Genomic DNA, 21,850 nt, shown 5'->3' on the forward strand with positions numbered 1-21,850 from the left:
CCTGGCTTCGCCTCGTGTGACTAGAGTAAACGCTCTCCTGGCTTTAAGTGTGCCCCATTCGCATAATCCGTGCCGGTCATTCGCCCTCTGCCGCTTGGCTGCACTTGAATCAGCTCGAGCGCACCCTTACCGAACGCCACGACCATATTCGGCTTGATCGATACGACCGTGCCTGGCGGGCCCGCTTCGTCGGGCGACAAACTAGCCTGCAAAACCTTGAGCGGGCCGGACCCCGTCATGAGGAACGCGCCGGGCGCCGGAGTGCACGCACGGTAACGGTTGAACTCGTCTTGAGCCGAGTTCACCGGGTTGAGCTGGGCGTCCGACTTCTCTAGTTTCTTCGCGTAGCTGGCTTTGGTTTCGTCCTGTGGCGTTGCCTCGAAGTCACCGGCGGCGAGGGGGACGATCCAAGTCTTCACCAGCTGAGCAGCCAGTGCTGCGAGCCTATCGTGAAGCTGGCCGGCTGTCTCTTCTCGTCCGATGCCAATCGCCTCTTCAGCGATCACGCCTCCTGTATCCATCCGCTCGTCCATCAGCATGAGCGTCACTCCGGTCACGTCTTCACCGTTCAGAAGCGCGTACTGGATCGGCGCTGCGCCGCGGTACTTCGGCAACAGGCTCGCGTGAAGGTTGAAGCACCCGGCGCGCGGCAAGTCCAGCACCTTCTTGGGCAGTATTTGCCCGTAGCTAGCTACGATAAAAGCGTCCGCTTCGACAGTCTTGAGCTTCGATACGAACTGAGGGTCTCGACAGCGGTCAGGTGTAACGACCGCAAGCCCCATCTCTGCAGCGGCCTCCGCCACCGGCGTCGGGTGAAGCTTTAGACCGCGCCCCGACGGGCGGGCGGGCTGCGAGACGACCAAGGCGATGTCGCTGGCCAGAACACGGAGCGCTGGCACGGCGAACTGCGACGACCCAAAGTAAACCAGCTTCATTCAGGGTCACTTTCAGCTGTCTTTGGCATCTCCCAGCGGAAGGTCGTCGGGTCCGCCTTGTCGATGAACAGCACTCCGTCAAGATGGTCGATCTCGTGCAGGACAACGCGCGCGTCAAGACCCTCGAAGCGAAAGGTCGACTCGCGGCCTTTGCGATCCAACGCCTCAACCTCGACCTTCTCGGCTCTCTCGACCATGCCGAATAGACCGGGGATCGAAAGGCACCCCTCCTCCCCAAGCTGCGTCCCCTCAGAGCCGACGACGACCGGATTGAACATGATCGTCGGCTTGCCGTCGCTGGCGAGCACGATTATTCGTTCGCTGATCCCGATTTGAGGGGCGGCGAGGCCGTACCCGCGCGCGTCATTCATGACGCGAACCATGTTGTCGCCGACTGTCTGGTAGCGGCGCGTATACCGTTTGATTGGCACCGCTACGGTTCTTAAGACCTCAGCGGGATACTTGATGATCGGGTTCTGCTCGTCGTGAACGTACAGGCTCTTGAACTCCTCTGGAACGACCACCTGCATTGCCGAATTATGGCAGGTTCGTCACCTGCGCTCAAACACACTGGCCCTGTCGATGCCCTGCAAATCTGCCGCCGTTCGCATCAACCGCCAGCCGCATTCGCCAAACAGCGACGCCACGGCCTCAGCCCGCCGGTCCCCCAGTTCAACGGCTATGGCCCCGCCCGAACGAACGACGCGATCGCATTCGCTCGCCAGCCGGCGGTACACGTCTAGCCCGTCCGTTCCCCCAAAAAGAGCGCCGTGCGGCTCGTGCTGCTCGATCTCGGCAGGCAGCTCGTCGGACGTTGCGACATAAGGCGGATTGCATACGATAAGATCGATCGAGGACGCTCGGAACGCATCCACCAGATCAGACCTGACCAGCCCGATCTCGGCACCGAGAGCTCGGGCGTTCGCCTTTGCAACGTCCAGCGCGTCAGCGCTGATGTCTGAACCGATCACCGAACAGGTGCCGCACTCCAGCGCAAGGCTGATCCCGATGCAGCCGGAGCCTGTACCGACGTCTGCAACGACCGCAGAGGCTCTATCGCGAATCCAATCCAATGCCAGTTCGACAAGCGTCTCCGTCTCGTGCCTCGGGACCAGAACGGACGGGTTGACTTCATACCGGCGAGAGTAGAACTCGCGCCAACCAAGTACGTAGGCCAGCGGCTCCCCCTTCGACCTTTGTTCGACGATCCGGGCGAACGCCGCCTGGTCGAAGCCGTCATCAAGATGAGCAAGTACGTAGCTTCTGTCTTCGCCCAAAACCTCTGCCGCAAGAACCTGGGCTTCCAGACGCGCCGCCTCGATCCCGGCCTTGCAGAGCTTCGCCTCGGCTGTTGCGATCGCCTCTCGCAGAATCACGGCACTTCGTACCGTTCGAGTTTGGCCCGCATTTCAGGGACGAGTTCGGCCTCAAGGTAAACGCCGTCTTCGCGGTAGTCCTTCAATAGCACCCTTCCGAACTGGTGGCACGACTCGACCAGGCGCGTCTGATCGTACGGGATGAGCGCCTTGACCAGCTCCAACTTGCTCTCGCACTTGGCAACGATCAGGTCCAGCAGATCGGGGATGCCGGTGCCGACCGTAGCGCTGATCGCGACCGAATCGGGCCACTCCGCAACCAGCCTTGTTGCCACAGACGAGTCACTAAGGAGGTCGATCTTGTTGAACACGGTGATCATCGGCACGTCCTCGGCACCTAGCTCCCGGACCGTGTCCAAGACTAAATCGCGCTGCAGCTCCCAGTCCTCCAGGCTCGCGTCCACGACGTGTACCAGCAGGTCGGCATGGACGACCTCTTCGAGGGTTCCGCGGAACGCTGCGACGAGCTGTGTCGGCAGACGGCGAATGAAACCGACCGTATCGACGAGGAAGCACGAAAACCCCTTGTCCAGTTCCAGTTTGCGAGTCGTCGGGTCGAGCGTGGCGAACGGCATCGCATCGGCCAAGACGTCCGCATCCACCAATCGGTTCATGAGGGTGGACTTGCCCGCGCTGGTGTAGCCAACGATGGCGACTACGGAGTGTGGCTTCGCCTTGCGGTTCTCGCGCTGCAAGGCACGGTGACGAGAATGTCCGTCGATCTCGGCGCTGAGCTTCGAGATCCGCTTGTTCACGGTGCGTCTGTCTCGCTCCAACTGCGTCTCGCCAGGGCCTCTCATGCCGATGCCGCCTCGCTGTCGCTCAAACTTCGTCCAGGCGCTCATCAACCTGGGCAACCTGTAGCGAAGCTGAGCCAGTTCGACCTGCAGCTGTCCCTCCTTGGTACGAGCGCGCCGGGCAAAGATGTCAAGGATCAGCTGAGTCCGATCGATGACGCGCCTCCCTACCGCTTCTTCTAGATTTCGAATCTGAGTCCCGCTCAGCTCTGTGTCGATGACGATGGTGTCCGCTTCAACCTCTGCCGCGTACGATGTCAGCTCCTCAACCTTGCCTTTGCCGATGAAAGTCGGTCGAGTCGGTTTACCAACTCGCTGGCGCAGCGACCCGACGGCCTCTGCGCCTACGGCAACGCAAAGACCCTCAAGCTCCGCCTCAACGTAATCATCTTCCGATACGTCGGTGTTGACGAACACCAGAAAGATTCTCTCTGGTGGTTGCTCACGCGCCGTCGGGTGCGACATCCGTTTCTCAGTAGCTCAGAATCGAGCAAGCCCTATCCGAATCGCCACGGTCAGCCCGTTGAACGACAAGCCATCATATTGTGTGTAGATGTCGTACCGCGCTTCGATGTTGATCCGTCGATTGATGTTGAATCCAATCGCAGCGTTTCCGTTTGGCGCGATGCGCTTGGCGGATCGACGCCCACTGCCGGTATTGATCGCGTAATCGATGTACGACAAACCAGCTCGGACGGCGATGTACGGTTCGAAGTTCTCGGAACCCGTATTGAACGGTACGACGTACCCGGCCGACGCGGTCAGGATGAAAATCTTGCTTCCATTCCGCGATTGGCTTATTCCAGACCAGTCGTGCACCCAGTGGCGCTCCTGGAGCTTCAACGTACGAATGCGACTCGCTCCGAAACTGAACCAGCTATCTCCCAGCGCTGACCGAACGGTATTGCCCGACGGGAAGTACAGCCCGAACTGGGGTCCGAAGTACGAGTCTTCGTCTGCATACGCGGTGTTCGGCACAGCGAGGCACAGCAGCGCGGTGGCGAGGACCGGCAATCGTAATCGCATGATATCGCTATACTACTCCGACACGAACCGACCTTACGCTAGTTCAAAGTTTTATTCAGCAATTCCCTTGAGAACGAAGCCGTCCGCCAGCCTCTCGATGTTTTCTGCTGAGTGCTTCACCGCTACGTCGAACAGGGTCTTGCCCTTTTCCGCGGTCGCAAGCGTTGCATAGCCAAGGGAACCTTGCTCCGTGATTTCATCGAAGAACAGCGTCAGCCCCTGAACGGGAGGCTCAGGGCTGAGGCCGTCGTCTCGAAGCCTGCCTTTGCGCACTAGATCGCCGTGCAAGTGCATCATCAGACTCGCCTCCGCTTCGCAGGCGTGTTGAATTCGCTTGGCCGGTCCCTCCATCACGGCCTCCAAGACGTCGTCGGGGATGAACGCGAAATACCCGGAATGCCCAAAGATGCAGTCCGGCGATTCGGCCTTGAGCTTGCGGCAGGCGATGCCGTTCGACTCCGTGTTTCCGCCGTGGCCGTTGATCAAGAAGAACTTCCGCAAGCCGTTTCGCATCAGCGAACGAGCAATCTCCATCACCGCAGCCTCATACCCCTCGAAACTCGCAGAAACCGTCCCCGCGAACGAGATGTGGTGTGCCGAGCACCCGTGCCACACGGTCGGCGTGAGAAGCACCTTCGATGGAAGCTCAGCCTCGATCGCTTCAGCCACGGCGGTGACAAGAAGCGTATCGGTGAACAGCGGCAAATGTGGACCGTGTTGTTCCAGCGAACCCGTCGGCACCAGAACGACGACATCGCGATTCACATCGTCGGCGTCCTGCCACGTCAGGTCGGCGAGCTTCACGGGGCCTCCGGCCAAGCCTGCCGACGGAGCGCCGTGAGTGTGTTCGAGAAATCCCGGTCGTGTGTGGCCAGGTTGCGAACCTTCGTGAACGCGTGCATCATGGACGAGTGGTCACGGTTGCCGAACTGCGTTCCGATGTGCTTCCACGAGTCGCCCGTGATCTCGCGGACTAGGTACACGGACACGTGGCGGGCGTGGGCGATCGGCGCCTTTCTGGAGATGCCCAGGATCGCTTCGACGTCGATCCTGTAATGCTTGGACACGACGTTCACGATGTCCGCAAAGCCCGGCTTGACGATCAACATCGCCTTGTAGTAGTTCTCAACCAACTCGGTGGCGAGCTCCAAGGATAACGGACGGTCCGAAAAGCTGCTCTCGGCGATCAACTTTGTCAACGCGCCCTGCAAAATCCGGATGTTGCCAGGGACGGATTCGGCCAGGAACATCGCAACATCGTGATCGAGGGGGACACCGTCGGCCTGCGCCTTGTTCTGCAGGATCGCGCATCTCGTCTCCGTATCGGGCATTTGCACATCGGCCACCAGCCCGCACTCCAGTCTAGACCTCAGCCGTTCGTCCATCTCCAACAGATCTCGCGGAGGTCGGTCTCCACAAAGGACGATCTGCTTTCCGTCCGAGTGCAGCTCGTTGAACGTGTGGAACACCTCTTCTTGGGTCTTCTCCTTGCCCATGATGAACTGCACGTCGTCCAGCAGCCAGACGCTGACGCTTCGGTGCCGACGACGGAACTCGTCGATCCGGTTGTGCTGCAGAGCCTTGACGAAGTCCTCCATGAACTGCTGCCCGGACACGTACACGAGCGGGAATCTGGGGTCGCGTCGAAGAATCTCGTTGGCGATAGCGTGGAGCAAGTGGGTTTTGCCGAGTCCGGAAGGGCCATAGATGAACAGCGGGTTGTACTTCATGCCCGGCGACGTCGCGACGGCCTTCGCCCCGCCCGCAGCCAGCCGGTTGCTCTGCCCGAGGACGAAACTGTCGAACGTAAAGTCTGGATTCGGCTTGAACCGCGAACCCCTCTGGACGGGAATCTCCGCAGTCTCAGCCGTGATAACTTGCGCCTCGACCGCTTCTAACTCGGGCTTCTCCCTTGGCGTAACGACGATCCTGACCTGGACCGGTTCGCCGATCTCGCCGCTCAACGCCGCCTCGATCCGATCGATGTATTTGTCCTTGACCCACTCCGCGACAAAGTTGCCCGGTGCGGCCAATGTGACGACGCCCTCGTCCGCTGAGATCGGCGTAAGCGGTTTCAAGAAACGCTCGTGTGCAGTGCCGGGAACAGTCGACGCAAGTTGATTGAGGGACGCCCTCCATACCGCTTGTACTTGAACGGCTCCTTCCTCGTCAAAAACTGATAACTGATCACTCGACATTAAAAAATCACACGCCCCGATTGGGACAAAGAACGATCCGGAGTATACACACGGAACGATGTGTGCGCAACACTTTTTTCTCTGAAGGGCTCGCGCGAAAAACATCGCGCCGACTTGTCCGTACCTAGCGCACGCAAATCGCCGTAATGTTGTTTCAAAATTCAGTGATTTTCAAAACGTTGTGCGCAGTTCCTTTGGCAGACGCGCACAGGATAGCGGATGCAGGACAAACTAATCTCAAGCGCGTCAATGGATCGAGTACTTGGAATGTTGGGAGGTCGGGACGTGACCGATCAGCGTCTGCGCGATTGGTGTGCATCAGCGGACGTGATTTACGCTGCGGACTGCGGCGCTGATCGTGTGATCGGATTTGGATTCAAGCCGATCGTTGTCGGCGATTTCGACTCCTTCACGTCTCTCGATAGTTCGCACGGTTTGCGCCTGGAAAAGTCGACCGACCAGAGCACCACCGACTGCGACAAACTGCTCGACCTAGTTGAGAACGACGGCCACCAGGCGGTAACTCTCGCAGGGTCTGAAGGCGACCTGCCCGACCATGTGCTCGCAACGTATTCTAGTGCGCAAAAGTCGCATTTGCAGGTTCGAATTGCGTACCGAAGGGGGATCGGATGGCTGGTCCGGCCAGGGGTTAAGCTCGACGTTTCTTGCCGTCGCGGGCAGCGCGTTTCGCTCATCCCTTTGGACGTTTGCATCGGCGTTCAACTCTCTGGCGTCGAGTGGCCGCTCACGGGAGTTACCCTCGCGCCATCGGGAGCGCTCAGCGTGTCGAACTGCTCCGTCGAAACCGTTATAACAGCTTCGCTCGACAGCGGTTGCGCGCTGCTGTTTCTGGAGACGCCAGAAGTGCGATGGTAACACTCGGTTGGCTGGACCTCCTCGTCCTGGGGACGTTTCTCGCCGCGGTGCTTGCGCTCGGATTCTCTGCGAGGCTCCGCGAGAACACAACGCTTCAATTCATTGCTGCCGGACGCACTCTGACGCTTCCGATTTTCGTGGCCACGCTCGTCGCAACTTGGTACGCCGGAATCCTCGGAATCGGCGAGGCTGTCCGCAGCTTCGGTCTCGGAACTTTGGTGCTGCTCGGCGTGCCGTACTACCTCTTTGCGCTGTTGTACGCGCTGGTGTTCGCGCGGCGCATCCGACAAGCGGATCAGATCTCCATTCCAGAGAGACTGCACGCAAAGTTCGGTCGCGGCGCGGCGCTGATCGGGTCGGGCCTGATCTTCCTCCTTGGCACTCCGGCTGCGCACGTGCTGATGCTCGGCATCCTCGTGCAGGCGTTCACGGGTTGGAGTCTCGTCTGGTCAGTAATCATCGCGACGATCGGGGGCACTCTCTTTCTGTTCAGGGGGGGATTGCTGGCCGACGCTCGGGTGTCGCTGCTGTCGTTCGCAATGATGTACGTCGGGTTTGCGATCATCGCGACCTACTGCCTCGTCACGTTCCCCATCGGCGAGGCGTGGAGCGAATTTCGCGGCACGGAGTTGATGACCTGGGACGGTGGCACCGGCTGGCTCACGGTGATCTCCTTCTTGATACTCGGCGCTTGGACGCTGATCGACCCCGGCTTCCACCAACGGGTAACAAGCGCGGCTTCGCCCGAGGTTGGCCGCAAGGGGGTTTTCGTCTGCATCGGGTTCTGGTTCCTGTTCGACCTCATGACGATCACGACGGGCATGTACGCGCTTGCGCTGCTGCCTAAAGACGTCCTCGAGCGAATGTCATCCCCCTTCGCAAGCACTGATCACATCAACCCGCTCCTGATCTATCCGCTTCTTGGCGATGCGATCTTGCCAGCCGGATTGAAGGCGATGTTCCTGGCCGGGATCCTCGGCACCGTCCTCACCGGGATGGTCGGCTACGCGCTCGTGAGCGGCTCTACGTTTGGCCGCGATCTGATCGGCAGGGCGCTTCAAATCCGCGACGAGGGCAAATTGCTTTTGCTGTCTCGCATCGGCATCGTCGTTGCGTGCGTAGCGGCGGTTGTGATCGCGTTCTTAAACCGTGCGAGCGTCGTGTCGCTATGGTACGCGTGGGGCGGATGCGTGGTCGGTTCGCTGCTCCTGCCGGTCATGGCGGCGTACGGTTTGCTGGGCAAGAGGCGATTTTCCGGGCGCGCGATCTCCGTTTCTATGGCTGCCGCGTTCATAATCTCAGTGAGCTGGCTCATTTGGAGCTATCGCCTGGGCAACGAGTATTGGATGATGACGCTGCCCGGTGGCGCCGAGATCGGCTTCGGGACGGGTTATCAGATGATGAAGCTCCCAGACGGAACGGAGTTCGGGCTTGGTACGCTGTTGCCGGGGCTCTTGGTGAGCGCGATCGTGTTGGCCGTTGCCCGCACTCTTGGACGAGGAGAAGTGAATGAATCAGATTCCTAGCGACGATGATGTTCTGAAGGAGGAAGAGGCTGTAGCAGAAGAGACCGTGCCGGAAGAGGCTTCGGAGGAGGACGCGCCGGGTGAGGAAGACGGCGATGGCGATCAGGCCGCAGAAGAAACCGATGATGACGCTGAAACTGCACTGGGGCCGCGCCTGATCCTCGTTAGAAACGGCGTGGAGACCGACATCTCGTTCGAGATCAATCCACCCGCGGTCATCGGCCGGTTCGATCCGTCGGTGGGACCGATCGAAGTCGATCTCGGACAGGTCGAGGAGGGATCCTACGTTTCGCGCAAGCACGCAAAGATCACATTGGAAGACGACGTCTACGAGATTGAAGACCTCGGCTCGTCAAACGGGACGTTCATCTTGAGAGACGACTTCGAGCGCATCGAGAAGGCCGTGATCGTCGATGGCGACCAGATCGCGCTCGGGAACGCTCGATTCAACTTCAGGCTGTAGCGCTAGACGAACTTGACGGACGGTTCGCCGGGCTGTAGTTCGCCGATGTCGAACGCTGCCTGTCCACTGGCGGATAGTCGCTCTCTCACTTCTGTTGCCGAGTCTGGTTTGACGACCGCGATCATCCCGATGCCCATATTGAACGCCTCCATCATGTCGTCGCCGGACAGCCCGCCGCGCTCCTGAATCTCGCTGAATATTGCGGGCAGGGTCCACGCGCCCCTCTCGATGACCGCCTGCAAGCCGTCGGGGGTTATTCGCCGCGTGTTGTCGGGTATCCCGCCGCCGGTGATGTGCGCCAGGCCACAAATCAGGTCGTCCTTCAGTAGCGGATCGAGCGCCGACAGATAGCACGTGTGCGGGGCCAGCAGTGCGGAACCTGTGGTCACGTCGCTTCCGGGCAGCAGGTCATCGACCGACGCTCCGCCGATCTCGAACAGCGCTTTCCTGGCGAGCGAAAACCCGTTCGTGTGCAAGCCGCTGGAAGCGAGCCCGATCAGCCGGTCGCCCGCGCCCATGCAAGGGCGCGGAAGCCGCTTATCAAACTCGACGACGCCGACGATGCACCCCACGACGTCGATCTCTCCTTCGCGGTAAACGCCCGGCATCTCAGCCGTCTCGCCACCGATGAGCGCGCAGCCAGTCGCCTCGCACGCCGCAGCGGCAGAAGCCACGACCTGCTCGAACGCCTTGGCCGGAAGCGACGAGCAACCGAAGTAGTCGAGGAAGAACAGCGGACGAGCCCCCTGGCACAGGATGTCGTTGACGCAGTGGTGGACGATGTCCCGGCCGATGCCGCTGTAGTCGCCGACCATCTGTGCGACGGCGGTCTTCGTCCCGACTCCGTCTATGCTGCTTACTAAGAGCGGATTCTGGAGGTCGGGAAACGACGACCGAAACATACCGCCGAACGCACCGAGTCCGCCGACGACTCGATCTCCGTACGTCCGCTCGATCGCCTCACGGACAGCGTTCAGAGCGCGGGTGGCTTCTGCAATGTCAACACCTGCGGAAGCGTACGATGTCTCCTCGTCCGACATATGGTCAACTTTACCCGTGGGCACTGTCCTACCTGCTGACCCACGTTGCGCCGCGTGGCTGGTATCGTATTGCACGCGTGAGCCGGTAGCTCAGTTGGTAGAGCAACGCCCTTTTAAGGCGTGGGTCCTGGGTTCAAGTCCCAGTCGGCTCACCAAAAACCCTCTTCGGACAGCGCCCTGCGCAGCAGCTCGCTGCCAGCGGGGTTGCGGTCGACGCCGTACGGCTGAGCGCCGAGCATCCCGTGCGGTCTTAGGGCCAGGATGAGGATCGACCCCTTTCCGACGTCCGCGCGAACCGCATAAGGGTTCTCTTTGTACGTCCGGGTATCGACCCTGTTCATGAGGATTTCAAAGTCGCCGAGCAGCTCTTGGAGCCAAGCAGGATCGAGGGCGCGATCGCTCGCCACGGCCCACAGCCGCTCGTATCGGTCCCGGTACAGATCGAGCAGGCCGGGCGAGAACTCGAAGGCGCACTCTCTCCAGAACGGCATCTGCTCAGTGCCGTCCGCTTGCAAGATTGCGACGATCCTGGCTCCGCCTCGAGCGCGATCGAGCGCTCTGTCGTCCAACTTCGTGGTCAGAAGGTGGTTGCCACCTGGCAAGTCGACTCCTTCAAGCAGTCCTGCCGGGTCTTCGAATGACCAACCCTTAACTGCGCGCCAATCTGGCTTCGGCACAACCCAGATCGGCCATTCTGCGTGGACGCCGTCGAATTCCGCACTGAGGAGATACTCGCCGGGCGACTCGATTTCGACGCTGACCTGCGCCACTTCCGTCGGCACGCAGCCCTCGACCTCGACGTGCTGGCCGGTGCCGTGTTCGTCACCCAAGCTCCACGCCAATGCACCCGACCGGGCTTGCTCCGAATGCACGCCGAGCCGCAGGAACACCTGGCCAACGAAGTAGCACTGAGGGTCGAGCCATCCGGGCCGGTTGCCGCCGTGAACCCACGGCGGTCTGCGCGTCAAGATCGGGAACAGCATCGCGTCGCTGTTCCATGCGTCCATCTCCTCCTGTGTGAACACCGGCTGCAACGTGTCGTCGACCATGCCGGAGGTCGAAATCGGCGTGTGGCGCCAGCCGGCGACGACGGTGCCCGCGATGTCCTCGACAGATCGGACGTGCTCCGATACGCGCCGCCTGACCCATGCTCCCTTCTTCCTCGAAGAGGCAGTTAGCGCGGCGTTATCCTCGCGCGTCCAGCGTGATTCTTCCAAAACTGAGGGCAGGTCGTGCTGCCACCGGACGCCGACGTCGTTCAGGTCGGGCTCTAGGCTGGTCCAGAACGGCGATTTCCCCCTCAATTCGTGTAGATCTCGGTGTACGTCGAAGTCGTTGTACTCGCCGAGCAGGATCGGCCGTTTTTTTCGCGCTCCGGCTCGGAGAGAGTCCAAGACGGCGGGGTAGAAGTGGGTATCGCAGTACGGGTGGAAGTCGTCGAACGTACCGTACTCGCGCAGGTCGCCGCCATACATTTCCGCACCGCCGGAGTTATCCTTGACCAGCGGGCACCCTGTCTCGCGCTGGACCATCTCCACGAGGCGCCGCCGGAACTCGTGGCCGGTCGCGCCGCTCAGCTCGCAACCGACGGTCCACGCGATGATCGATCCATGGTGGCGGTACTGTCTCACGATCCGGCCGACTTCGCGCTCCATCTTCGCTTGCCGCTCCAGATCGTCCGTCGGATCCCAAAGCGGCAGCTCCAGCCACGCGCACATCCCCTCCTCTTCCAAGATTTCAAAGAACCTGTGGCGCGGAACCCAGAGGCAGAACTTGATCGTGTTGAACCCGAGTTGCTTCGCCGTTCGGATTTCCGCCCTGATCGCTTCCTCCGCGGGGTTCATGTGCCCCAGCTCCGGGTACCAGCCCCAGCTGAGCACTCCGCGCATATAAAACGGCTTGCCGTCCAAGAACAGCCGTTGACCGTCGACCGAGACGCGCGGGTCGGGCGCGGGCAGGTGCGCCTCCGTCGGGTCGATCGGCGAGCGCACGAGCCGAACGTCGCCGTAGATGCCGCCAAACGCGTGGTAGACGTACGGAATGAACCCGCTCAGCACGTCTTTGACCGGGAACGTCTTACCGCCGTTCTTGGTGTCCTTGACCGTGACCTCGACGGTTTTGCCAGCGTGCGCGGCGAGCGACACGGCAAACGCGTCCCAGAGCCCGTCGTGGACCAGCGCAGGCGCTCCGTCCAACGAAACCTCCGCCCTGTAGCTGACACCATCAAAGACGAGCCAGATGTCGCGGTCTTTGACGTCGATAACTGTGCGGTAAACCGCCGGCCCCTCCCATGCGACGGGCACGTCCTGCCTCCAAGCGTGGGGCAGTTCGACGGGCTGCGGTCCTGCACCGTAGTCAACTGTCCAGGTCATCGCTCAATCGAGACCTTGCCCGCCTCGCCCTCTCGACCGAAGATCGTGATCTGCAGCGGTATGAACTGCTTGATGACCCACGCCATCGTCTTGAGCCGTCGCGTTATATTTGGAGTTGTGAATACCGTGCTGCCGTCGGCTTGGCTCGCGGCGACCAACATCTGGTCAGCGAGGAACGCGTCCACCGTTGCATCCGTTCGGTACCACGACCGAAACCGGTCGACTGCACGCGCCGCCACGGTTGCGATCGTCTCTTGCCCTTTCAGGGAAGCAGAGCCGCCGCCCAGGCCGCGCTCAAACTCGGCAGCGATGGTGATGCATGCGCCCTTCGTCTGCGACTCAAGGGCAGAGTGGCAAAACTCCGCTTCGGTCAAATCCTCCGTGAGCGCCTTTTTCACGATTAGCTCAGCCTCCTCACCGGCTCCATCTCGAAGCCCGCTCGTTGCGATATCGACCGTACACGCGACCAGGCTCCCGCGCGATTCCCACATCACCGGATTGAGGGCGCTCGGCTCGACTTCCAGCGTAACTTCGCCCCGTCCCGCGTACCCAAATCCGGCCGCCTTCAACTCGCTAAACCCGTACATGCCCAGGGCGCGATGCGCCGACAGCGTCAACCGCTGAAACGCGTCGAAGCAGATCGTGTTCTCGCCGTGCGTTTCGCCATGCACCGTTACGCGGCTGTAACTTGTGGACCTGGCAATCACCGGCAGCAGCGAGGCCAAGACGACCAGCGCGTTGCCGGGAATTCTCCCTTTCTCGTGGGACTGCACGTCGTACACCCCGTTTAACGCTCCGCTCTCTCCTCCCGGTCGGAACTTGAGTTCAGAGGATTGAATCTCCGCTCCGTCCAGGTCGGCATCACAGCAGTCGGCGAACGCATACACCGTCGTCAGGTCCTCGGCCGTCAGCCCGGGCTTCCGCATCGCGCCGCGGACGTCGTGAATACGAACGGGCTGGCTCGTGAGCGTTGAAACTGCGATCGCGGTCCTCAGCAAGGCGCTGCCACCTTCGCCGTGCGATCCGTTGATGAAAATCGGTTCTTGGAGTTCGGTCACCCGGCGCTATACCTTGAGAGTGAAGAACAAGTACTCCAGGAACCGAACGATGTACGCGAGCACGATGAGCAGCCCCGCGATCAAGACGATTTCACCGTACGGAATCACCCCCTCGGTGAGACTCGTGACCTTGGCGGCCTCAGACATTTCGTTGCCGCCGCTGAACGTCATGTTAGAGTATATTTTGTCCGCGCCGATCAACATCGACTCGACTCCCGCGATGAGCGATGTTCGGAACGCGACGTAGATTAGGGCCAAGGACAGGATGGTTACGGGCAGCGCCAGCTTGTACTTGTGCTTCAGATGCTCGTTGTAAATCACGCACACGTTGCACCGCTCGCGCTTCTGATTTGCCGTCAGTATTCGGTTATACGGAATCATCTTCGCAGCAGCGACGATGTTCTTCGGTATGACCTTCCCAGCCATCGCGTTCTGTATGACCGATTCCTCGCACATGCAGCCGACGCGCTCCTTCCAGCAGGTCCGCTTGGAGTGGTAGATCGGACACCGCTCTCGGATGAACTTCCTGCAGAAAGGAAGTTGCCAGCACTTGCCGAGGAACACGTTTCTGATGTCGCGCTCTTCCTGAACCTTGACGCCTTGACCGAACTTGAGGTGTTCTGCCCTCGTCCCGACGCTGGAGCGGATGCGGATCCTCTGCGCGATATCAAGCATGATCGCCATCAGCCCGATGGCCGCTACCGGTATGCCGACAACCGACACTGCCGCCATCGCATCCAGCCCGAACTGCTGCCTACTGACACCCAGGTTGCTTGCATAGGAAGGGAAGAAGTACAAGAGACTCCCAATGATCATAAGCAGCGGACCGAGCGTCTCTTCACCCCACAACATCCAAGCCGTGGCGAGAGAGCCCACGATCGCCCCCACGAAAGCGAGGTTGGTGAACAGCTCAATATTCTCCTTGGCCTGCTCGGCTGCAGCGGGAACGCCGCTGGGCGTTGCGATGCCGGTAAAAATGAGCATGCCGATACCCGCAAGCAGTGCGCCGGCTCCCAGCCACATGCACCACCTGGCCAACGTATCGACGACGAGGATCACTGAATCAGAGATTCTCGAACTGGTTCCGTAAGGTCTTGTTGACACTTGCTACCTCTGTTACTTCTTGCTTACGCGCTCCAGATATTCGCCGTTTCTCGTATCCACCTTGACGACGTCTCCCTCGACGATATGGAACGGGACTTGAATCTGTACACCAGTTTCCAGTTTAGCAGGTTTTGTGCTTCCGCCACGCACAGTGTCGCCCTTGAACGGGGGATCGGTTTCGGCGACCGCCAGTTCGGCGAACTGTGGCACCTCATACCCCAAGGAGACTCCGTCCGCCAGGATCGCGATTACCTCCATCTCCTCCTTCAAGTACTTTGCGCCGTCTCCGATATCCTTAGCCGAAACAGGCATCTGCTCATACGTTTCTAGATCCATCAGCACGAAATCAGACCCTTGCCGATACAGATACTGGAACGCCTTCTTTTCGATGAACGCCAGATCGACTTTTTCGCCGGCCCGAAACGTCTTTTCGATCGTCGCGCCAGTATTGAGCCTCTTCAGCTTAGTTCTGACAAACGCGCCGCCCTTGCCTGGCTTGACGTGCTGAAACTCTACGATTTGATGCACCTCTCCTGAAAGGTAGAAGGCAAGGCCGTTACGGAAGTCGCTTGTGTCGATTGCCAAAAGGGTTCACCGCTGCGTCAGAACGCTTGGCGTAAGGATAACCCGTGTCGGGGCGGCATCGCACAAAATCTCGCCTAAGGCAGGTAGTTTCGCGGGTTCACGGGCTTACCGTTGACTCGAACCTCGAAGTGTAGGTGCGGGCCTGTCGCCAGCCCGGTCGCGCCGACGGCGGCGATCCTCTGACCGGCCTCAACGTACTGGCCAGCCTTCACGTAAATCGACGAACAGTGGGCGTACAGAGTTGAAATACCGCTGCCGTGATCGATGGTGACAGTGTTGCCATAGCCGCTGATCCAGCCAGCCGTCATCACGCTGCCGGCGGCGGCGGCTTTGATCGTTGATCGGTTTGCTGCGCCGATATCTACGCCGTTGTGCATCTTGCGCTTGCGAAGGATCGGGTGGTTCCGCATTCCGAACGGGCTCGTGAAGCGACCGCTCGCCGGCATGATCATCTTGCCACTGTACGTTAGCTCCTGGTCTGTGCCCTCTTTCGACCGTTGGATCGCGGCGATCTGTGCCGCCAGCTCTCGGCTCTTGTTCTCCCATTCCCTGAACTGCCTTTCGAGATCTTTTGTGCGCCGCTCCAGATCGGACAGAACCTCGCGCTTCTCCTGCTGGACGTCCTCTAGCTCGTTCTGCTTCTGCTCCTGAATACCTAGCAGGCCGCTGACGTGATCGACCAGTTCGTCCTGTTCGCGCTTCTTCCCGGCTATCTCCTTTTTCAGCGTCAAAAGATCGTCGAACAAATCTCGGTCGCGGCGGGCGATCTTCTCGAGCAGCGACTTGCGAGCGGCGAAATCCCCCACTGATTCCGCGCCGACCAAGACGATCAGGGCGTTCGCATCGACTTGCCTGTACATCGTTCGCAGCCTCTGCTGAACAAGCTGCTTCCTTTCGGCCACCAAGTCGCCGGCGATAGTCAGCTCGTTCGCCAACTCCTCCTGCCGCGATGTTGCTTCGTCAAGCATGTCTGCCGCCTTGTCCAATTCGCCCGCAACGCGTGTAAGCTGGTAGTCGACCGCACGGATATCGCGCTTGACGACTTTCTTGTCGCGATTGACTTTGTCGATCTTGCGCTGAACCTGGTCCTTCTTTTCCTCTACCTGGTTGAGCGAGTCAGCGAGCGACTTCGCGGACTGCTGATCCTGTGCCCCGATCAGCATCACCAATGCGGCTGTTGCCGCGACTACAGTCCTGACTCTCATACTATCCTTCTCGGTTCACGAACGGCTATCGCCGAGCAAATTAAACCATAAAGTGCCCCGGTAATGATGAGAACTGAGAAAGCAAGCAAGGTCGGGAAGCGGCTCGTGTCGCCCAGAGTGCTGACGCTGGCGATCAGCGCGCGTGTAAATCCGTACGCCAGCCATAGCACGGATGCAGCGACCGCTCCGCCCAGGATGCCCTGGATCACGCCCTCTATGAGCAGCGGCGTCCAGACAGTCGCGCGAGACGCGCCGACCAACTGCATAATCCGTATCTCTTTTCGCCTGGCCAAAATTGCCATCCGTATTGCGTTGTATATGAGTACTCCACTTGTCAGGCCCATCATTCCACCAAGTCCGACCCCTAGCAGTTTGATGAGGCGAATCGCCTCATCAAGGAATTTGTGGAGGTCACTTCGGTACTCCACGCCATTCTCGTCTACTCCTTCTATCGCGAGCACTTTTGAGGCCACAGCGTCAGCGTCACCGACCTCCTGCAGCCGGACGTTATACGAGTCGGGCAACGGATTTTCCAAGTCGTGCGTTATGTTCGGAAACTGCTCTTGGTATTGCTCCCAGCCCTTCTCACGTGGGACGAACTCAACTTTGGCGACCTCTGGCAACGCAGCGATCTCATCGCCTATTTCCAGAGCGAGATCTCGGTCCAGCTCGTACTCCATGTACACCCGCACGTCGAGCTTGCCGGGCAACGTGGCAGCGAACTCAGTGATCCGCATGTACACCAGGCCGAGCCCTCCGAGCAGGAGCAGCGCCATTGCGGAGGTCGTCACTGCCGCAAACGTCATCCACAGATTTCGACGCAGCGACAGAAACGCCTCCGAAAACAGGAACTCTAGGCGATCAAGCACTCTCGGCACCGCCCTCCGAGAGACGGCCGAACTCTAGCTGGACAACTCTCTTCTTCTGTCGCTCAACGATCTGCATATCGTGAGTCGCAACCAACACCGTCGTGCCTCGGACGTTCAGGTCGTCGAGCAGGTCCATGATCTCGCCGCTGTGCTCGGCGTCCAGGTTGCCGGTTGGTTCGTCGGCTAGCAACACCGTCGGACTGTTGATCAGAGCCCGGCCAATCGCGACTCGCTGCTGCTCGCCACCGCTCAACTCGTTGGGAAACGCGTCTGCACGCTGTAGGATATTCACGCGTTCGAGAATCTCGGGCACGGCGCGGCGCACGTCGCTTCTGCTCCTTCCCAGCGCCCGCAGCGCGTAGGCGACGTTTTCCCACACCCTCTTGGTCGGCAACAGGGCAAAGTCCTGTGGGACGATGCCCATCTCTCTGCGCAACAGCGGGATATCGGAATCCGGAACTCGCGTAATGTCCCGACCGTCCAGGAATACCCTGCCGGCCGTCGGGCGCACCTCTTGGGTGAGGCACTTGAGCAGCGTGCTCTTGCCAGACCCGGTCTGCCCGCACAGGAACACGAACTCGCCGCGGGCGATGCTGAGCGACACTCCACGCAGACCGGATACGACGTCGCTGTACTTGACCTCGACACGGTCGAACTGAATATAGGCGGCCTGACCATCCATGGTGTTGGCAGAAGCCCCTAAAGGGTACCTCGGCGAGCTTGCGCTCGGCGACCAGAGGGTAAGACTTGTCCATGTTCGACGCTGTCACTGAAGAGCGCATCCGCGTGCGATACGGCGAGACCGACCAGATGGGGCACGCGTACTACGCGAACTACCTTTTGTGGTTCGAGCAGGCCAGGGGCGCTTGGTGCCGCGACCGGGGGTTCACTTACAAGAGCATGGAGGAGTGCGGCTACAAACTGCCGGTCGTGGAGATTTGGGCTCGGTATCGCGGAGAAATCAAGTACGACGATACGATACGCATCGAAGTTCGCCTCGCCGAGATCAAACGCTCCTCACTGAAGTTCCAGTACGAAATCGTGAATGAATCGACGGGAAAGAGGTGTACCGAAGGGTACTCCTGGCACGTCCTGGTCGGGGACGGCATGAAGGCGGTCGCGATACCGAGCGACATCCGCGATCTTCTCATGCGCGACCCTGCGGAGCACAGCACGCTGGCATAACTGCGAGACATCGGATATGTACAGCAATTCTGCCGTAACATATCCTATACAGGTGCCGGAATTCCAGTAATGGGTCACTGCGACCTCACGGGGTTCCATCTTGGATTTTGGCATCAACCCGAACACAAGCACGAGCAACGAATACCGGCTCGACCCGGCTCGTTTTTGGGCGTCGCGCAAAGCGTCTCCTCCCGGCGTCGCGCGATCGGCGGCGGCTTCCAAGCTGGATGCCGCGCGTTCGGTGCGGGAGATCAAAAAGTTGAGCGACCGGCTGGAAGCCGCCGCGCAGACGGTCAGCCAAATCGAGGATCTGCTCAACAGCACCCTGGACGGGCTACGTGAAAACGCCGCAACCCAAGCCCCCTGGCTCGCAAATCAGCGGCTTCTTCGCTCGGCGGACGCCACGGCGAGCGATCTCGTCAAGTCCAGCAGCTTCGAGGGCAAGAGTATATTCGTTGACCAGTCGCAGAATCTCGCGACGCGGAAGGCATTGCACGCCTATGCGGCTCAGGCAGACAGCAAGCGCAGCATTGGCGACGGCACACCGGCTGCTGAAGCTGCGATTCGGCAAGCTACGCTTTACTTGACAGGCCCCAACGGGGTGCTGCAGACGCTGACAGCGCTCGCCAACTCAGGATCGCAGCAACAGATCAGCGCGGAGCCGTTGCTCACGCGCCTGGCAGAAGACATGCGTGCCGCGCGTGAAACTCTTAATCTAGTCAGAACGCACCATCTAGCGCCAACGCTGGCCGGACTGGCCGACAGCCCTAGGCTGGACACGCAGATCTGACGGTTAGATTATGCCTTTGTGCCTTAGCTGCGCATAGTGGCACACCTTGAACTTCTTGCCGCTTCCGCACGGGCATCGGTCGTTGCGCCGCACCTTCGACCAGTCCTGAGTCACTTCGTTGAAGTCACCGGTCGCCTGGCCGTTGTCCGTTGCGACGCCTGATTCGCCGTCCACCCGCCGCATCATCGGCGTGCGGCTTGGTTTTGTCGGCTCCTGTCGCAGTTCGGCCACGTAGATCATCTTCGTCGACTGGTCGCGGATCGCCTTCAGCGTGTGCTCGAACAGGTCGTGTGTTTCGCGCTTGTACGCGATGAGCGGATCGGTCTGCCCGTAGCCGCGCAAGCCGATTCCCTCGCGGATGTAATCGATCATCTGGAGATGCTCCATCCACTTGTCGTTGACCGATCTCAGCGTGACGTGCTGCTCAATGCGCGGCATGAACTCTTCGCTGATGTCGGCAACCTTCTTGTCGTACGCCTCAATAGCGATGTCCCCAAGGTATTTGGCTAGCTCATCAGGATCCTGCTTTTCAACTTTGGCTTGCGACGTGTAGTCGACGAGCGGGAACAGCCTGTTCAGCCTATCGTAGACGCTCGCGTATTCGAACACGGTCTCCCCGGCGTCGTCGCTAAAGACCCAGCCCTCCTTGACGATGTCTGCAACGACCTCTTTTACGCCCTTCTTCAGCTCTGGGCGGCAGTCCGCGCCGAGCAGCACATCTCGGCGGCGCCCGTAGATGTGCTCGCGCTGTGAGTTCAGCACGTCGTCGTATTCCAGAACGTGTTTTCTCGCTTCGAAGTAGTGATTCTCGATCCGCTCCTGCGTCTTGAGAATCATTCTGGTGATGAACTTTGCGTTCACCTCCTCCATCGGCGGCCACGCCTTCAGCATCGGGTTGTCAAGCATCTTGGCGTTGAAAATGGTCCAAAGGTGATCCTCTAAGCTGACGAAGAACCGACTTTCGCCGGGGTCGCCTTGTCGTCCTGATCGACCGCGCAACTGGTTGTCGATTCGGCGGCTCTCGTGTCGCTCAGTGCCCAGGATGTACAGTCCACCTAGCTTCACGACCGTATCTGACAGCTTGCTTCGCTCCTGCTCGTCGAGCGGCAGCGGCGGTGCCGCGCGCTCCTTGCCGCCCCTGCGGAAGCTCGCCGTGGAATCTGCAAACTCTGGCGACACACCGCCCTCTTCCTCTTCCTTTGCGCGAGCGAGCACCACCGTCTCATCCACGACCCGGCCTCCGAGCAGGATATCGACGCCGCGACCGGCCATGTTCGTGGCGACCGTGACGCCGCCCAAGCGGCCAGCCTCGCTGATGATGCCAGCTTCCTGCTCGTGGTACTTCGCGTTCAAGACGTTGTGCGGTATGCCGTGTCGAAGCGCTTCGTCGAGGTGCGATCTGTTCTCCTTAGGAATGTCGTGCAGTTCGAGGAACCATTGCGCAACTTCGTCGTGCAGCGGATCAGTTCGCAACTCGGCAGTCGACAGCACGCTCTGAATCTGCTTCAGCTTCAAGCTCTCGAGATCGGTGTTCCAAATGACGTCCGCGTCCTTGCCGACCTGCGCTTTGACCGACTTCTTGTTCTCGATCGCGTCGGCGAGCAAAACGAGTAGCCCTTACCCCTTAATTTGCAGTTTTTGTTTCCTTTTTGTTCACCTCTATTGACCCGGCAAGCTCGCGTGCTATAATTCACGGCTTAACGTAAGGGGCTCAAGGTGTTACTCGATTTGGAGAGGGTGCCCCCAGAGGGGCAGGACATCGATCGTGCGGTGGACCCTTCGGCTCTCCCCATTGAGTCCCGCGAGTTTCGGATCACGAAGGCGGTGAACGTCACCGGGCGGCTCGTCAGAGCCGATCGCGACGCCTATCGCCTCAGCGGTCGGCTCGTCTCCGAAGTCGAGTTTTCGTGTGTCCGCTGTCTAGAGTCGTTTACAGCACGACTTCGGGAAGAGCTGGACCTCTTGTATCTGCCCCAATCCGATAACGTCGCCGCGGAAGGGGAAGACGCACATGGTTTGGGCGACGACGATCTTGCTGTCAGCTTCTACCGCGACGATGAAATCGATCTCGCTCATATGATTTGGGAACAGATTGTGCTCGCGTTGCCGATGAAGCCCGTTTGCAAACTCGACTGCCAGGGACTCTGTCCGGTCTGCGGTGTGAACCGCAACATCGAGAGCTGTTCTTGTGTCCGCGACACGGTCGACCCGAGGTGGCAACCGCTGAAAAGCGTCCTCGAGCGCTGACTGCAAGTCCCGCGAGTACAAGGAGATTATTGGAACATGGCTAATCCCAAGAGGCGTCATTCGAAGAGCCGCAGAGGCAAGCGTCGTGCCCACGATGCCCTCGTCCAGAAACCGCTCTCGGAGTGTCCGAACTGTCACCAGCCCAAACATCCACACCGGGTATGTCCTAGCTGCGGGCACTACAAAGGTGCCCAAGTC

At 60.0% G+C, this 21,850-nt stretch carries 23 protein-coding genes and 1 tRNA gene; 8 read left to right on the forward strand and 16 right to left on the reverse strand.

Annotated features, from left to right (window positions below; translation table 11 throughout):
* Positions 1-20 precede the first annotated feature (20 nt).
* Genes IH944_10210 through dnaA form a run of 7 tightly spaced genes read right to left on the reverse strand, consistent with a single transcriptional unit; the run spans position 21 to position 6,332 of the window.
* Positions 21-935, reverse strand: coding sequence for a methionyl-tRNA formyltransferase (locus tag IH944_10210; GenBank protein ID MCH7904926.1), 915 nt, complete (start codon positions 933-935; stop codon positions 21-23).
* The gene (def, locus tag IH944_10215) at positions 932-1,465 is read right to left on the reverse strand and encodes a peptide deformylase (GenBank protein ID MCH7904927.1); all 534 of its coding nucleotides are present in this window, start codon (positions 1,463-1,465) and stop codon (positions 932-934) included. The genes IH944_10210 and def overlap by 4 nt, the downstream gene beginning before the upstream one ends.
* A 21-nt stretch (positions 1,466-1,486) precedes the next feature.
* Positions 1,487-2,311, reverse strand: coding sequence for a peptide chain release factor N(5)-glutamine methyltransferase (prmC, locus tag IH944_10220; protein MCH7904928.1), 825 nt, complete (start codon positions 2,309-2,311; stop codon positions 1,487-1,489).
* On the reverse strand, positions 2,308-3,573 hold the full coding sequence (gene hflX, locus IH944_10225) for a GTPase HflX (protein MCH7904929.1): 1,266 nt from the start codon (positions 3,571-3,573) through the stop codon (positions 2,308-2,310). Before hflX ends, prmC begins: the two co-directional genes overlap by 4 nt.
* Before the next feature lie 15 nt (positions 3,574-3,588).
* Positions 3,589-4,134, reverse strand: coding sequence for a hypothetical protein (locus IH944_10230; protein ID MCH7904930.1), 546 nt, complete (start codon positions 4,132-4,134; stop codon positions 3,589-3,591).
* Positions 4,135-4,185: 51 nt separating this feature from the next.
* The gene (locus tag IH944_10235; protein ID MCH7904931.1) at positions 4,186-4,938 is read right to left on the reverse strand and encodes a creatininase family protein; all 753 of its coding nucleotides are present in this window, start codon (positions 4,936-4,938) and stop codon (positions 4,186-4,188) included.
* The gene (gene dnaA / locus IH944_10240) at positions 4,935-6,332 is read right to left on the reverse strand and encodes a chromosomal replication initiator protein DnaA (protein ID MCH7904932.1); all 1,398 of its coding nucleotides are present in this window, start codon (positions 6,330-6,332) and stop codon (positions 4,935-4,937) included. The genes IH944_10235 and dnaA overlap by 4 nt, the downstream gene beginning before the upstream one ends.
* A 249-nt stretch (positions 6,333-6,581) precedes the next feature.
* Between dnaA and IH944_10245 the strand changes: the two genes are divergently transcribed.
* Genes IH944_10245 through IH944_10255 form a run of 3 tightly spaced genes read left to right on the forward strand, consistent with a single transcriptional unit; the run spans position 6,582 to position 9,197 of the window.
* Positions 6,582-7,208, forward strand: coding sequence for a hypothetical protein (locus IH944_10245; protein ID MCH7904933.1), 627 nt, complete (start codon positions 6,582-6,584; stop codon positions 7,206-7,208).
* Positions 7,202-8,734 carry a hypothetical protein gene (locus tag IH944_10250; GenBank protein ID MCH7904934.1) on the forward strand — a complete coding sequence of 511 codons (1,533 nt, stop codon included), beginning with the start codon at positions 7,202-7,204 and terminating at the stop codon, positions 8,732-8,734. Before IH944_10245 ends, IH944_10250 begins: the two co-directional genes overlap by 7 nt.
* Positions 8,718-9,197: an FHA domain-containing protein gene (locus tag IH944_10255; GenBank protein ID MCH7904935.1), complete on the forward strand. Its 480-nt coding sequence runs from the start codon at positions 8,718-8,720 to the stop codon at positions 9,195-9,197. The genes IH944_10250 and IH944_10255 overlap by 17 nt, the downstream gene beginning before the upstream one ends.
* 2 nt (positions 9,198-9,199) lie before the next feature.
* Here IH944_10255 and IH944_10260 read toward each other — a convergent pair whose 3' ends face one another.
* Positions 9,200-10,237 carry a phosphoribosylformylglycinamidine cyclo-ligase gene (locus IH944_10260; protein ID MCH7904936.1) on the reverse strand — a complete coding sequence of 346 codons (1,038 nt, stop codon included), beginning with the start codon at positions 10,235-10,237 and terminating at the stop codon, positions 9,200-9,202.
* 79 nt (positions 10,238-10,316) lie between these two features.
* Here IH944_10260 and IH944_10265 point away from each other — a divergent pair.
* Positions 10,317-10,392 (forward strand) — tRNA-Lys (locus IH944_10265).
* Here the strand turns inward: IH944_10265 and IH944_10270 are convergent.
* From IH944_10270 to IH944_10300, 7 genes are all read right to left on the reverse strand, one after another.
* Entirely contained in the window at positions 10,387-12,609 is a 2,223-nt protein-coding gene (locus tag IH944_10270; protein MCH7904937.1) for a hypothetical protein, read from the reverse strand. The genes IH944_10265 and IH944_10270 overlap by 6 nt on opposite strands.
* Positions 12,606-13,667 (reverse strand): hypothetical protein, encoded by a 1,062-nt coding sequence (locus IH944_10275; protein MCH7904938.1) that lies wholly within the window; start codon positions 13,665-13,667, stop codon positions 12,606-12,608. The genes IH944_10270 and IH944_10275 overlap by 4 nt, the downstream gene beginning before the upstream one ends.
* A gap of 6 nt (positions 13,668-13,673) precedes the next feature.
* Positions 13,674-14,771 (reverse strand): hypothetical protein, encoded by a 1,098-nt coding sequence (locus tag IH944_10280; GenBank protein ID MCH7904939.1) that lies wholly within the window; start codon positions 14,769-14,771, stop codon positions 13,674-13,676.
* A gap of 12 nt (positions 14,772-14,783) precedes the next feature.
* The gene (gene efp, locus IH944_10285) at positions 14,784-15,350 is read right to left on the reverse strand and encodes an elongation factor P (protein MCH7904940.1); all 567 of its coding nucleotides are present in this window, start codon (positions 15,348-15,350) and stop codon (positions 14,784-14,786) included.
* Between the two features lie 80 nt (positions 15,351-15,430).
* On the reverse strand, positions 15,431-16,561 hold the full coding sequence (locus IH944_10290) for a peptidoglycan DD-metalloendopeptidase family protein (protein MCH7904941.1): 1,131 nt from the start codon (positions 16,559-16,561) through the stop codon (positions 15,431-15,433).
* Positions 16,558-17,430 carry an FtsX-like permease family protein gene (locus tag IH944_10295; GenBank protein MCH7904942.1) on the reverse strand — a complete coding sequence of 291 codons (873 nt, stop codon included), beginning with the start codon at positions 17,428-17,430 and terminating at the stop codon, positions 16,558-16,560. Before IH944_10295 ends, IH944_10290 begins: the two co-directional genes overlap by 4 nt.
* A complete protein-coding gene (locus IH944_10300; GenBank protein ID MCH7904943.1) occupies positions 17,423-18,112 on the reverse strand; it encodes an ATP-binding cassette domain-containing protein in 690 nt (229 codons plus the stop codon). Before IH944_10300 ends, IH944_10295 begins: the two co-directional genes overlap by 8 nt.
* Positions 18,113-18,183: 71 nt before the next feature.
* On the opposite strand from IH944_10300, the gene IH944_10305 reads away from it, so the two are divergent.
* Positions 18,184-18,615, forward strand: a complete 432-nt coding sequence (locus IH944_10305) for an acyl-CoA thioesterase (protein ID MCH7904944.1) — start codon at positions 18,184-18,186, stop codon at positions 18,613-18,615.
* Positions 18,616-18,715: 100 nt separating this feature from the next.
* Positions 18,716-19,405 carry a hypothetical protein gene (locus IH944_10310; GenBank protein MCH7904945.1) on the forward strand — a complete coding sequence of 230 codons (690 nt, stop codon included), beginning with the start codon at positions 18,716-18,718 and terminating at the stop codon, positions 19,403-19,405.
* Between the two features lie 3 nt (positions 19,406-19,408).
* On the opposite strand, the gene IH944_10315 is transcribed toward IH944_10310, so the two are convergent.
* A complete protein-coding gene (locus IH944_10315; GenBank protein ID MCH7904946.1) occupies positions 19,409-21,010 on the reverse strand; it encodes an SEC-C domain-containing protein in 1,602 nt (533 codons plus the stop codon).
* Between the two features lie 111 nt (positions 21,011-21,121).
* Here IH944_10315 and IH944_10320 point away from each other — a divergent pair, with 111 nt between their 5' ends.
* Positions 21,122-21,652: a DUF177 domain-containing protein gene (locus tag IH944_10320; protein ID MCH7904947.1), complete on the forward strand. Its 531-nt coding sequence runs from the start codon at positions 21,122-21,124 to the stop codon at positions 21,650-21,652.
* Positions 21,653-21,688: 36 nt separating this feature from the next.
* A partial coding sequence (gene rpmF / locus IH944_10325; GenBank protein ID MCH7904948.1) for a 50S ribosomal protein L32 occupies positions 21,689-21,850 on the forward strand: 162 nt, incomplete at its 3' end.

This window comes from Armatimonadota bacterium, from assembly GCA_022563855.1.
Taxonomy (GTDB): domain Bacteria; phylum Armatimonadota; class Fimbriimonadia; order Fimbriimonadales; family Fimbriimonadaceae; genus JADFMN01.